This is a genomic window from Geobacillus zalihae (assembly GCF_030414215.1).
GTDB classification, from domain to species: Bacteria; Bacillota; Bacilli; order Bacillales; family Anoxybacillaceae; genus Geobacillus; species Geobacillus zalihae.
On sequence record NZ_CP129217.1, the window covers coordinates 3328226 to 3340357 of the forward strand.

The 12132-nt window shown below is 50.9% G+C and carries 11 protein-coding genes and 5 pseudogenes; 6 read left to right on the forward strand and 10 right to left on the reverse strand.

Annotated elements, in window-relative coordinates; translation table 11 throughout:
- Positions 1-35: 35 nt before the first annotated feature.
- Complete coding sequence (locus QWV57_RS16740) at positions 36-866, reverse strand: carbohydrate ABC transporter permease (protein ID WP_129447600.1); 831 nt, start codon at positions 864-866, stop codon at positions 36-38.
- A pseudogene (locus QWV57_RS16745) lies at positions 853-1311 on the reverse strand (carbohydrate ABC transporter permease); the annotation flags it as partial. The pseudogene QWV57_RS16745 and the gene QWV57_RS16740, both read right to left, overlap by 14 nt.
- On the opposite strand from QWV57_RS16745, the pseudogene QWV57_RS16750 reads away from it, so the two are divergent.
- Positions 1300-1431, forward strand: a pseudogene (locus tag QWV57_RS16750) (LacI family transcriptional regulator); the annotation flags it as partial. The pseudogenes QWV57_RS16745 and QWV57_RS16750 sit on opposite strands and share 12 nt — an antisense overlap.
- On the opposite strand, the gene QWV57_RS16755 reads toward QWV57_RS16750, so the two are convergent.
- Positions 1403-2683, reverse strand: a complete 1281-nt coding sequence (locus QWV57_RS16755; RefSeq protein ID WP_301100129.1) for an RNA-guided endonuclease InsQ/TnpB family protein — start codon at positions 2681-2683, stop codon at positions 1403-1405. The pseudogene QWV57_RS16750 and the gene QWV57_RS16755 sit on opposite strands and share 29 nt — an antisense overlap.
- Before the next feature lie 153 nt (positions 2684-2836).
- On the opposite strand from QWV57_RS16755, the pseudogene QWV57_RS16760 reads away from it, so the two are divergent.
- Positions 2837-3253: pseudogene (locus QWV57_RS16760) on the forward strand (substrate-binding domain-containing protein); the annotation flags it as partial.
- Positions 3254-3292: 39 nt separating this feature from the next.
- Here the strand turns inward: QWV57_RS16760 and QWV57_RS16765 are convergent.
- Entirely contained in the window at positions 3293-4186 is an 894-nt protein-coding gene (locus tag QWV57_RS16765) for an Rpn family recombination-promoting nuclease/putative transposase (RefSeq protein WP_013524772.1), read from the reverse strand.
- 201 nt (positions 4187-4387) lie between these two features.
- Entirely contained in the window at positions 4388-5320 is a 933-nt protein-coding gene (locus tag QWV57_RS16770) for a DMT family transporter (protein WP_129447622.1), read from the reverse strand.
- Between the two features lie 261 nt (positions 5321-5581).
- Between QWV57_RS16770 and QWV57_RS16775 the strand changes: the two genes are divergently transcribed.
- Entirely contained in the window at positions 5582-6055 is a 474-nt protein-coding gene (locus tag QWV57_RS16775; RefSeq protein WP_129447621.1) for a hypothetical protein, read from the forward strand.
- A gap of 110 nt (positions 6056-6165) precedes the next feature.
- Here QWV57_RS16775 and QWV57_RS16780 read toward each other — a convergent pair whose 3' ends face one another.
- Complete coding sequence (locus QWV57_RS16780; protein ID WP_233434091.1) at positions 6166-6303, reverse strand: hypothetical protein; 138 nt, start codon at positions 6301-6303, stop codon at positions 6166-6168.
- Between the two features lie 238 nt (positions 6304-6541).
- On the opposite strand from QWV57_RS16780, the gene QWV57_RS16785 reads away from it, so the two are divergent.
- Both QWV57_RS16785 and QWV57_RS16790 read left to right on the forward strand, forming a co-directional pair.
- Positions 6542-7039 carry a L,D-transpeptidase family protein gene (locus QWV57_RS16785; RefSeq protein WP_081133263.1) on the forward strand — a complete coding sequence of 166 codons (498 nt, stop codon included), beginning with the start codon at positions 6542-6544 and terminating at the stop codon, positions 7037-7039.
- 151 nt (positions 7040-7190) lie between these two features.
- A pseudogene (locus tag QWV57_RS16790) lies at positions 7191-7692 on the forward strand (transcriptional regulator); the annotation flags it as partial.
- 129 nt (positions 7693-7821) lie between these two features.
- On the opposite strand, the gene QWV57_RS16795 reads toward QWV57_RS16790, so the two are convergent.
- Complete coding sequence (locus QWV57_RS16795; RefSeq protein ID WP_041470774.1) at positions 7822-8940, reverse strand: RNA-guided endonuclease InsQ/TnpB family protein; 1119 nt, start codon at positions 8938-8940, stop codon at positions 7822-7824.
- A gap of 145 nt (positions 8941-9085) precedes the next feature.
- Between QWV57_RS16795 and QWV57_RS16800 the strand changes: the two are divergent.
- Positions 9086-9541, forward strand: a pseudogene (locus QWV57_RS16800) (RpnC/YadD family protein); the annotation flags it as partial.
- A 143-nt stretch (positions 9542-9684) separates the two neighbouring features.
- Here QWV57_RS16800 and QWV57_RS16805 read toward each other — a convergent pair.
- The 3 genes from QWV57_RS16805 to QWV57_RS16815 all read right to left on the reverse strand — a co-directional run bounded on the left by QWV57_RS16805 (position 9685) and on the right by QWV57_RS16815 (position 11840).
- The gene (locus QWV57_RS16805) at positions 9685-10065 is read right to left on the reverse strand and encodes a hypothetical protein (protein ID WP_301100130.1); all 381 of its coding nucleotides are present in this window, start codon (positions 10063-10065) and stop codon (positions 9685-9687) included.
- Between the two features lie 12 nt (positions 10066-10077).
- Entirely contained in the window at positions 10078-10998 is a 921-nt protein-coding gene (locus QWV57_RS16810) for an ADP-ribosylglycohydrolase family protein (protein ID WP_301100131.1), read from the reverse strand.
- A gap of 95 nt (positions 10999-11093) precedes the next feature.
- A complete protein-coding gene (locus QWV57_RS16815) occupies positions 11094-11840 on the reverse strand; it encodes a hypothetical protein (protein WP_301100132.1) in 747 nt (248 codons plus the stop codon).
- Between the last annotated feature and the right edge of the window lie 292 nt (positions 11841-12132).

Here is a 12132-nt window from a genome sequence, read left to right on the forward strand (position 1 = left end):
TCTCCCTGCTCCCTCTTCCGATTATGATGTTTTTATTATTTTAATATGAATTGCATCCCTTCCTTAAAATTCTTGCTAAACAAAAGGAACAAAATCAAAATCGGCAGCGTGAGAAGCACCGAGGCGGCGTACATCGGCCCCGGATATCCGCCGTACGGTCCAAACATTTGCGCCAACAACACGTTTAACGTCAACATCTTTTCGTTATTCACGACAAGCATATCCCAAAGCAGTTCCACCCATCGCTCCATGAAAAGGAACAAGAAAATGATCGTGGTGATCGACCGCGACATCGGCCAGACAATGCGGCGAATGATGGTGAAATGGCCCGCTCCATCCATCTTGGCCGCTTCGATCAATTCATCGGGAATGCTGCGGAAAAAGTTTGTGTACATAAAAATGGCCCACAAGTTGACCGCTTTGGGCACGATCATCGCCCAATACGTGTTGTACCAGCCGAAATACCGGACGATTAGAAACAGCGGAATCAACAAAATGATCGACGGATAAAACATTTGAAACAAAATCGCGTTGTTGACCCATTGTCTCCCTTTAAACTTCACTTTCGACAATGCGTAGCCCACCATCACCGCCGTCACAAGCATAAGCACCGTTGACGCCGACGTGACGAGCAAACTGTTGAAAAACGCCCGAAGCCACGGCCGCGGCACGACATCTTCGCCGCCTTGAAACAACCATTCATACGAGCGAAGCGTCAATGACGACGGAATCAACTTTCGATCGACTTCATCCCATGGAGCAAGCGAGCCTAACACCATATACAAATACGGGAAAACCATGACGAACAAAACGGCAAACGCCAAAACATAAAGCAGTCCGACCTTCCATGTTTTACTCCCAGCCATGTTTGCCACCCCATTTTTCCAACACCTTGCGAAAGACGAAAATCGACGCAAAGGTGACGATCGAATTAATGATCGCGACCGCGGTTCCGTAACCCGCATTCAATTTTTCAAACGCTTGGTTGTAAATCTCGAGCTGCCACGTATGGGTCGCATACTCTGGCCCGCCGCCCGTCAACACATACGGTTCGGTGAAAATGCCAAACATCAAGCCGACCGCCAAAATCGTCACGGTATAAAACGAAGGGTACAGCATCGGAATCGTCACGTGCCAAACCCGCTTCCAGCCGACCGCCCCGTCCATTTCCGCCGCTTCATACACTTCTTTCGGGATGCTTTCCAAGCCGGACAAAAACAGCAGCGCATAATATCCGACAAACTTCCACGCCATCATGAGCGCAATGACGAGCGGGGCTAAGATGGGCGAGCCGAGCCAGTCAATACCGATGCGGTGCTGACCAACAATCGGTTCGGGGCGTATGTGGCCGTCCAGCATTTGTTGGAGCTCAACCATACTGACATCGCGTTTGTCGGCGACGTCAACTATTCGCCGAGCTATCAAGAGCGGTGTCAACTACCCCCACTTCGCTAACGCTTGAAGTGGGGGCTTGCAACTCCCCAGAAGTGCGAGCGGACTTCGTCCTCCTTCCTTGACTTGGGGTTGCATTAGGGGCAGGTTGACAACTGCCCAACGACGCAGGCCATGCCTGTGTCGTTCCTTCAACGATGTACTCTATTCCTTTTCGTTGAAGGTTCATAGCACCAATGCGGTCATCGTTTGAGGTGTATCCGCATGTTCGGCAACAAAAGGTGTGTGTACGCTTGTTTCGATTGGCTTTTTCCGTATGACCACACTTTGGACATGTCAAAGAGGTGTAATGCGGAGCAACCACCATCACTTTTGACCCATGCAAACGTGCCTTATACTCTAACATTTGACGGAACTGATAGAACGCCCACGATACGGTTTCATATCGGTCATGGATACGTACACGTTCTGTTTTTTCACGAATGCCTGTTAAATCTTCTAATACAAAAAGGGTACGTTCTCCATATTGACGAACGAGTGCCTTCGTGACAGCATGGTTCACATCCGTCATCCAACGGTTTTCTCGTTGTCCGATTGTTTTCAACTTCCGACGCGCAGAAGCCGTCCCTTTTTGCTGGAGGGTTTTTCGCATTCGTTTGTACTTCGCCCGCATATGCTTGATTTTTCGTCCGTTAAAAAAGGTAGTTTTCCCTTGCGAATCATAAGCTGCTGCAAGAAAGTTAACCCCTACATCGACACCGACCACTTGGCGAATGTTGTGTTCATCTACGGTCGGAATTGTTTTAGTCATGGGAATGTGCAAAAAGAATTTGTTATGCTTATAGACGAGTTTGGCTGTGCCAAACGTCCATGAGCCATCAAAATATTGTTCCATGCCTTTTGGTTCGAATGGCACTTTGATTCGTCCTTCTAGCGTATTGACAGAAAATAACCCTTGAACAATGGAGTAATCTCGATTCCAAACGAGATCATATTCAGGCTTTTTAAAGCGAACCAATGTCCATTCATGACCATTGCTTTTTAGGGAACGGTATCTAGCGATCACCGTTTTAATCACAGATTGCGCCATTTGTGAACGCAAAGCGTAGTTTGATCGAAGTAGACGATAGGTCATGTCGTGTAACTTGGCTTGTGCAAGCACTTTTGTGTCAAAAATCACAACAGATACAGCGTTGCACGCTTGTCGATAAGCGGAAAGGGTGGCTTTCAATACTTCTGCTTGTTCCGCTGTTGGGTAAATTTTTATTTTGGCTGTTAACGTCATGTCCATTTGTCTCACCTCTCTTTCACTAAATATATTATATAATATATTATATCATATATTATATCATATTTTTTTAGTGATACAAAAACAAAAAAAGCGATTCCTCCCCCACTTACTCCCTTTGGTCGTTGAAGTGGGGGTCTCCTCGCCAAAGACGATGAAGGGTACTTATTGGCGCTGAAAGACTATGGAGTGAAACCGAACGAGGAGTGGATGTTCTGCCAGGCGCAAGAGGACGAAACGGTCATCGCAGGCTACATCCGCGAGCTGAAGCGGCAGCCGACCGCCTGGTTTTGCGTCAATGACGGGCTTGGCTTTTTCGTCAGCACCGGCCTGCAGCGATACGGACTCAACGTGCCCGATGACGTTTCCGTCTGCAGCTTTGACAACGGACAGCTTTCGCAAATCGCGACGCCGAAAATCACGACCGTCGACATCGACCTGAAGCGCTACGGCAAACGAGCGGTGGAATTGTTGCGATGGCGGTGGGACAACCCGAACGAACCTTTTCAGGAAGTGCTATTGTCTACGAAACTGATCAAACGGGAATCCACAGCAGCAAAACCAACGCGCTAGGGCGGGGCTGGCCTTTTGCCTCGCCTGTTTGATTTCCATTCACTTGAAGCCGCTTTGTTTCATTTCCTCAATCTCCGTCACAGGCAATCCGGTCAGTTCGTGAATCGTCTGCGCATCAAACCCTTTCATCAACATCCGTTTCGCAATGTGCCGTTTTTCTTGTTCCGCTCCCTCTTTGCGCCCTTCCTCCCGTCCTTCCTTTCGGCCTTGAATTTTTCCCTTTTGCTCGTACGAAATGATCAATTCCAGCACGCGTTCTTTTTCTTTCGTCTCCATTTGTTCCACCTCGCTTCGAAGCTGTTGTTCTTCTTCATCGGACAGCTTCACATACGTTTCAAAAAAGCCCATCAACAAACGCTGTCTTGCCTCGTCTAGCTCAAGACGCACCAACATGCGCAAAAATTGCTTTTTCAGTTCCACTCGTTCACTTTCAGTATACCCCATTTTGCTAAGCAGCGCAGCCGCCACCGGGTTGTCGGTGCGGATGAATTGGCGCCAGTTTTGCTTGCGCAACTCCACGTGGAAAAAGCGAAAGTCAAGCACATCGCCAAACGGAAAGGAGAGCGTGAACGAAGAGGGTTCATCTCGGATGGCATCATAGCTGAAGACAGCAATCGGAATGATCGGAGTGCGGTATTTTTCAAACAAGCGGCTGAAGTAAAGAAACATTCTTTCTGGAAATGACGATTGAACGTACGCTTGGTTTTCTACGTGAACAATGATCAATCCGTCTTTTCCTTTGAACTTCGTCTCGACGAGCAGGTCAACGCGGTACTTCTCCCCAGCCGTTACGTCCGTAAACAGCTCTTCGGACAAAAACGACAAATGGTTGAAATCAATATGCTCGTGCATATCCGGAAAGAAGAGAAGCACAAATTCCTCAAAAAACGTCTGCAACAACTCCTTGAACAACCGGTCGTGATCGATCGCCATACATTCACCTCACACGAATACGTTTCGTATTCTCTTTTTCGACATCATCAAGCAAAATCCTGCCGATGGCACAAAAATGGCTGTCCCTTTTCAAGAAGAGACAGCCAAGACGCCGACCGCAATGTGAAGCCCCCTCCATTCCTGGATATGAATGTTCCGCCACTTGCACGCAAGGCCTAGAAGTGGGGGATTCCAAGGCGGCTACATCCCCGCCTTCCTTCCCCCAGCCGCCACTTTCGCCCGGCGGAAACGGGCGACCACATCATCCATCCCCCCGCTGCCGAACAACACGCCCACGACGATGAAAAGAAAACCAGCCAGCTGCATCGGCGAAATCGGCTCGCCCAGCAGCCAATGCGCCCCAAGCAACGAAAAGAGCGGATTCAAATTAATGAACACCGCCGATTCCGCAGGCCCGAGGTGCTGCACAGCTTGGTTGTAAAACATATGACCGAGCGCTGTGGCCACGACCGCCGAAGCAAGGAAAATCATCCAAAGCGGAAGCGTGCCCTCTTTCAAACTCGATAGGCCGCCTGGTTCCAGCACGAGGCTTAAGACAAACAGCCAAAGCGACCCGAAGACAAGCATCCACCCAGTCATCAACCGCGCCTCGACCGTCGCTTTTTTGATCATAATAAAGCTGATCCCTTGCGCCAAAACAGCCAAAAAGACGTACACATCCCCAATGGACAAATGGCCAAGGCCCCCGTCGCCGCTCGCCACAACAAACACGACGCCAAAAAACCCAAGCGCGATGCCAAGCAGCCGAAACAACGTCGGCCGCTGCCCCAAAAACACGATCGCCAACAGCGCCGTCACAAGCGGCACAAGCCCTAGCACAAGACCCGCATTCACCGCTGTCGTCCTCGCAATTCCCAACGCTAAAAAGAAGTGATGGGCCACGACGCTGAACAAGGCGGCCACGCCAATCTGTTTCGCCTCCTTCCAACTGACTCGTTCCAGCTTGCCGATCCCCCATAAAAACAAAAGCACGACCAACCCGGCCGTTAGAATGCGCAGCGCTGTCAACGCGACGGGCGAAAAATGCTCCACCAAAACTTTCAACGCCGTCACATTCAGCCCCCAGGCGACCATGATCCCGACAAGCAACACATAAATGAATGATCTCTTCATCCCTCTCTCCCTCTCCTGCGCGTTCGGTTTTTCTCAACATGGAAAAGGAAAAACGGAGCCGATGGACGCTCCGCTTTCCCACCCGTTTCCGCATAGAACGAATGAATTCACTTCCGCTGCAATGGCTTCTGCGATCTATTTTACTACACCGCAGCCGATTTTTTGACTAAAAAGCACCGGCATGATCGAGCTCTCTTCCTTTCTCCGCCCATATCGGCCGTCCATCGTGCATATGGTATAACAGAGAGGAGAGGAGACCCCATGTTCCCACGCTACCGCCAAAAAACGATCCGAGCCAGGACTGGGGTGGCGGTTCTCACCGCCGCCGCCGTGCTGGTGGCGATCTTGTCCCTGTTTCTTTCGAACGAACAAAATGAGGCGAAGGAAATCGTGGACACGTTTTACCGCTATGAACAGGCAGGGGATTTTGGCAGCTCTTGGGAGCTGTTTCACCCGCTCATGAAAAAGAAATTCCCAAAAGACGTCTACATCCAGCGCCGCGCCCACGTCTTTATGCAAGACTTCGGCGTCGAGACGTTCGACTACCGCATCGATGAGGTGGAAAACCTGTCGTCATGGTCGATGTCTGATAAGGACAAACCGCTTCACGATGTGTATCGCGTCCGCGTCATTCAGACGTTCCATAGCGTCTTTGGCGTGTTCGAGATCCACCAAGACGTCTTCGTCGCCACAGAAAAAGGGGGAAAGCGCATTTTGTTCCCTTACCGTCCGTAACCCCCAACACCAATGCGGCCCCGATATCGACTGGGCGCCGCTTTCAACTCTCCTTCCATTCCTCGATGATCTCAAGCGTCCGATTCATGCCGACATTGTATATCAACAGCTTAAGCAAGTTTTCCCGCTCCTCTTTTGCAAAAAAAGAGATCACCGTCCATGATCTCAAGCGGGACAGGGGAAAGCTCGGCATACAGCTCATCATCAACCTTCTGTCCTTCCTCTGGTTTTAGGACAAACGTTCTCATTCGCGCCATCCTCCTTTTCCCCTACACGTTTTGACAAGAAACACCGTTAGGCAGCGCTCCCTGTCAAGTATAGACTAACGCACAGCGCGTTCATGCGCCTGGCAGCCGCACCGTATTCCCATGCCATGCACATGAGACTCTCTTCCTATGCAGCAACCTCATCCGAATCTTCTCATACACTAATGTATCATCAATCGGAGCTGGTTTCTCCATCCAGCGAAAAAAGGAGCGAACTGCCATGTACACACATATCGTCAAACGTGGGGAAACGATCGCTTCCATCGCCCGCGACTACCGCACATCTGTTGAGGCGCTCCTTCGCGCCAATGGGTTGACCGCCGCGTCCGTCATCTTCCCTGGCCAGGGGATCGTCATCCCCCACCTTCCGCCGAAAGGATCGATTCCGTACACGATCCACATTTCGATCGGCCGCCGCCAGCTAACGTTAAAACACCGAGGGCGGACGATCCGTACGTATCCCATCGGCGTCGGCAAAATGGTCACCGCCACCCCCGTCGGCGACTTTGTCATCGTCAACCGCCAGCCAAACCCAGGCGGGCCGTTCGGCGCGATGTGGTTAAGCTTATCCAAACTCCATTACGGCATCCACGGCACGAACGACCCGTCCTCGATCGGCAAATACGTATCCAAAGGCTGCATCCGCATGCACAACAAAGACGTGCTCGAGCTCGCCTCCATCGTCCCGAACGGAACGGAGGTGTTCATCCGTCCGTGAGGGCAACCGAAAACACCGGATCGCCTACGCGGGAAGTCTTCTTTTAAAACGAAGTTTCAATATTCATAAGGCCGCCATTCGTCCCTAGCGAACGGACACCGTGTCTCTAATCGTGATAGCAGATGACAACCGATCAAGCAAGCGGTAGAAGTTGAGACGATGGCGGTCGGGATCTCGGTACCATGCCAAAGACATATTGCTCAGATCGCTCAGCGCATTGTACCAAAACCAAGCCCTCGATGTGTACGGACTTCACGGACTCCCGCGGATCAAAGCAGTGCTGCCAACCGAATTTCCGTCTGTACGGGCGGACGAACGGCGCGCCGACACCGTGTTTCTTCTCGAAGACGATTCCATTTTGCTTCTGGAGTACGAAAGCAACGAACGGTTTCTCGACAATCATTTGAAGTATCTCTGATTATGCCTGCCGCATCCTTCACACATACTATCAACAGGACAAACGAATCCGCCCGATTCGCATCGTTGTGATCTACACAAGCGATGTCACGAGCGCCCGCGAACAGCTTGACGCCGGCGACGTGCTTCTTTCATCCAAAGCGGTGCTACTTGGCGAATTCAACGGCGATGCCATTTTCCATGCCATTGAAGAAAAAGTCCACAACGGCGAACCGCTCACTCCGGAAGAAACGGTCAACTACCCCCACTTCGCTAACACTTGAAGTGGGGGCTTGCAACTCCCCAGAAGTACGAGCGGACTTCGTCCTCCTTCCTTGACTTGGGGTTGCATCAGGGGCAGGTTGACAACTGCCCAACGACGCAGGTCATGCCTGTGTCGTTCCTTCAACGATGTACTCTATTCCTTTTCGTTGAAGGTTCATAGCACCAATGCGGTCATCGTTTGAGGTGTATCCGCATGTTCGGCAACAAAAGGTGTGTGTACGCTTGTTTCGATTGGCTTTTTCCGTATGACCACACTTTGGACATGTCAAAGAGGTGTAATGCGGAGCAACCACCATCACTTTTGACCCATGCAAACGTGCCTTATACTCTAACATTTGACGGAACTGATAGAACGCCCACGATACGGTTTCATATCGGTCATGGATCCATACACGTTCTGTTTTTTCACGAATGCCTGTTAAATCTTCTAATACAAAAAGGGTACGTTCTCCATATTGACGAACGAGTGCCTTCGTGACAGCATGGTTCACATCCGTCATCCAACGGTTTTCTCGTTGTCCGATTGTTTTCAACTTCCGACGCGCAGAAGCCGTCCCTTTTTGCTGGAGGGTTTTTCGCATTCGTTTGTACTTGGCACGCATATGCTTGATTTTTCGTCCGTTAAAAAAGGTAGTTTTCCCTTGCGAATCATAAGCTGCTGCAAGAAAGTTAACCCCTACATCGACACCGACCACTTGGCGAATGTTGTGTTCATCTACGGTCGGAATTGTTTTAGTCATGGGAATGTGCAAAAAGAATTTGTTATGCTTATAGACGAGTTTGGCTGTGCCAAACGTCCATGAGCCATCAAAATATTGTTCCATGCCTTTTGGTTCGAATGGCACTTTGATTCGTCCTTCTAGTGTATTGACAGAAAATAACCCTTGAACAATGGAGTAATCTCGATTCCAAACGAGATCATATTCAGGCTTTTTAAAGCGAACCAATGTCCATTCATGACCATTGCTTTTTAGGGAACGGTATCTAGCGATCACCGTTTTAATCACAGATTGCGCCATTTGTGAACGCAAAGCGTAGTTTGATCGAAGTAGACGATAGGTCATGTCGTGTAACTTGGCTTGTGCAAGCACTTTTGTGTCGAAAATCACAACAGATACAGCGTTGCACGCTTGTCGATAAGCGGAAAGGGTGGCTTTCAATACTTCTGCTTGTTCCGCTGTTGGGTAAATTTTTATTTTGGCTGTTAACGTCATGTCCATTTGTCTCACCTCTCTTTCACTAAATATATTATATAATATATTATATCATATATTATATCATATTTTTTTAGTGATACAAAAACAAAAAAAGCGATTCCTCCCCCACTTACTCCCTTTGGTCGTTGAAGTGGGGGTCTCCTCGCCAAAGACGATGAAACTCATCCTCGTTCCGCTCATGCACACCCGCTTCGACCGGCAAACGATGATCGAAAAAACGATCGAACTGGCGAAAACGATCGACGACGAACCGAAACAGCTGCACATCATCGCCGGCGTCCTGACCGCCACAGACAAATTCATCGACCGGTCATACGCCGAAAAAGTAAAGGAGTGGATCAAAATGAACAAAGTGTTCCGTCTGTTAGTCGAAGAACTTGAACAAGAAAGAGAAGAAATGTTGAAGAAAGTGATGCAGGAAAAAGAACGAGCTGTGCAACAAGCTCTGCAAGAAAAGGAGCAGGCGATCAAGCAAACGGAAAAACGGAAGGCCATCGAAATCGCCAAAAATTTGCTTGACGTCCTCCCCATTCACGAAATCGCCAAACGAACCGGCCTGACCGTCGCTGAAGTCGCCGATCTCGCGAAGGAAATGGACAAATAGGCAGCACAAAAGAGCCGCAACCGCGCGGCTCTTATCACTGGTCTTTTCCCTATGGCTCTTGGCGTGTGGAACAAGCAACAGCCGGACTTTTCCCTTGGCCTTTGGCCGCCAAAGCGAGCGCACGTCCCAGTGTGTCAATCCCTCTACTCGCCACTTGCCAATCGCCGGCGTGCCTCATCCGTTAACACCAAATACGGACGGCGCTTCCCCTCCTCCAGACGCACCACTTTCTCCGTCCACGCGTGAAGCAAAAACAGCCCTAACTTTAGACGGGATTCCGGGTCCACCATTTTTTGCCGAACGCCATCTTCATGGGCGATGAGTTTTTCAATCACGTTGAGCATCGCCTTCTTGCTTAGAAACACTTCCTTTTCCTTCGAACTCAAGCGCACGGTAATCCCCTCATCGGAAAACGAGACGACGCGAAACGCTTCCTTCCCTTTGAACATCGATACGATTTTTCCTTCGTACAGTTCAACCAACAACGATTTCCACATGTTCTCGGCAAACGTTTGTCGATCCATCCGTTTCACCCCCTATCCTTCTTTGTCCCTCATTCCATTCGCCCCATCCGCACCGCTCGAACTGAACGAACGCCGAACATCCGCCAATTGCAACGCCAGTTTTTCCAATTCATCAGCGCAAACGATCGCTTCCACAAACCGCTTCGGCAGCTGGCTGTATCCGATTTCCAGCCCTTTCAGTCCTCCCGCAATGGCTGCAATCGTATCGCTGTCTCCACCCATATTCGCCGCCGAAATGACGACATCTTCGAACGAGTCACAACGGAGCAGCCAATGCAGCACCCACCCCATCGTATGGACGACATACCCGTCAGGAGGGTAGGCAGGCGTCACCATAAGCAGCGGCTCATAACGGGTATGCTCCACTTCTTTCCGAATCGCCTTGGCGAGCGGCTCTCCTTGAAGCACCCGAAAGGCGACGCGGTTGTAAATCAGGCACGCCTCTGTCGCCCGTTCGTCCGCATGCGTCATGCGGGAATGCAAAGCCGTTATTTCTTCCATCTTCTCTTGGTCCGCATACGCCAGCGCGATCGGCAAACAGCGCATCAGCGATCCATTGCCTGCACATCTTCCCCCCAACTCCTCGCAAGCCTGCACCGCGGCCGCAAACCAGTCGCCCTGATACCGCCTCAACACCGTGCGGATGATGATGCCGACATCGGGCGGGTCAGTCTCGTACCACCGCAAAAACTCTTCGCCAATGTCATGAATCGGGCATGTCGGATCGCGAATGATCCCCCGCGCCACCGCGATCGTCATCGCCGTATCGTCCGTTACTTCCCCGGGCTTCAAGTCAAGGAAACCGCCGCCAATGATGTCCGTCACCTTTCCATACTTGCGGCGGACGTCATCAGCGCTCATAAACTCCGTCGTCGCCCCAAGCGCATCCCCGATCGCCACCCCAAACAGTCCGCCTTTGATCCGATCCAGCACCCTGCAGCCCCCCTTCCCCATATATGAACGGCTCCAATCGTCAAAACCATCGATTGCGATTCATCGCGGCTGCGCACCGCACTCCCCAAAGGCCTTCAGGCCGACGTGAAGTTGTTCTCCGAATTCCCGTCCGGATTCGTCCGCTCATAGCCGCCGCCCTGTTCCTCGGTCAAGTTCACGTCTATGTTCCCGTCGCCGTCGCGCCAATATCCTTCAATCCACTGTCCGTCACGCCAATGCCCGTCCACCCAGTGTGGGCGGATATGGTGCGTTCCCGGGCTTTCGTCTGATTCGATATCCGCAGCTGCTTCAAGGGACGCGGAACTGACCGCTTGATTCGGATCATCTGCACCATGGGTTTCCAAGTTCACATCTTCACTGCCCTCGACCCCATCGCCGTAGTCTGCCCCATCGATCATGTCGACAATTCCGACGGCCAACGTTCCTATCGCCGCCGTTTTGGCGATGCTGGCCAGCCCGTTTTTCACCTTTTGGACGTCATCATCGCACATCCCCTCATACACTTCCTTGCCGCTTTGGTATGTATGTTTAGCGGTCTCATATACGCCTTTTGCCGTGCGTGAAATCGACTGGCCGATGTTTTCCAGCCCTCTCTCGATCTTCGCCTCGTCCTTCTGGATAAGGCCGGAAGCCGTGTTCCATGCGCCGTCAACTGCCTGGCCGAGCGTGTCGCCAGCGAATTCGGACGCCTTTTTCACCCCGTCTCCGACCTCTTTGAGAAAGCGGCTGTCCGCCAGCTCGCCGACTGCGTTTACCATTCCTCCGATCAATGCCCCTGCTGCTTTCCCTGCTAATCTGCCAAGTTCCCGAAACACACTCAATGGAATTCCCTCCATGTCCTTTTATGTAGATGTCCGTTGTTTAATTTCGACCTTTTTCCTCAGAACCCTTTTCCTTCCATAAAATTTTTAAGAACGAAGGCCCAGGACATAGGGACTTCCCAGCATTCCGGTGTTGACTAGTTCACAGATTTTTTCCCATAAATAAACCGCCCTGTCATCAGGACGGATTTCCCGTTCGCATATGGTTCGTTAGATGTTCGTTTCCATAGATTCGCCAATCCCTAACATTTATGCGCCATCGATCCGCACAACAGCCCGCTTCGCCCGCCTT

Excerpts from the sequence above, each read along its gene's own strand:
- QWV57_RS16740 (WP_129447600.1), bottom strand. The coding sequence starts at position 866 with ATGGCTGGGAGTAAAACATGGAAGGTCGGACTGCTTTATGTTTTGGCG.
- QWV57_RS16755 (WP_301100129.1), bottom strand. The coding sequence starts at position 2,683 with ATGGACATGACGTTAACAGCCAAAATAAAAATTTACCCAACAGCGGAA.
- QWV57_RS16765 (WP_013524772.1), bottom strand. The coding sequence starts at position 4,186 with ATGGCGATCGATCACGACCGGTTGTTCAAGGAGTTGTTGCAGACGTTT.
- QWV57_RS16770 (WP_129447622.1), bottom strand. The coding sequence starts at position 5,320 with ATGAAGAGATCATTCATTTATGTGTTGCTTGTCGGGATCATGGTCGCC.
- QWV57_RS16775 (WP_129447621.1), top strand. The coding sequence starts at position 5,582 with ATGTTCCCACGCTACCGCCAAAAAACGATCCGAGCCAGGACTGGGGTG.
- QWV57_RS16780 (WP_233434091.1), bottom strand. The coding sequence starts at position 6,303 with ATGAGAACGTTTGTCCTAAAACCAGAGGAAGGACAGAAGGTTGATGAT.
- QWV57_RS16785 (WP_081133263.1), top strand. The coding sequence starts at position 6,542 with ATGTACACACATATCGTCAAACGTGGGGAAACGATCGCTTCCATCGCC.
- QWV57_RS16795 (WP_041470774.1), bottom strand. The coding sequence starts at position 8,940 with ATGGACATGACGTTAACAGCCAAAATAAAAATTTACCCAACAGCGGAA.
- QWV57_RS16805 (WP_301100130.1), bottom strand. The coding sequence starts at position 10,065 with ATGGATCGACAAACGTTTGCCGAGAACATGTGGAAATCGTTGTTGGTT.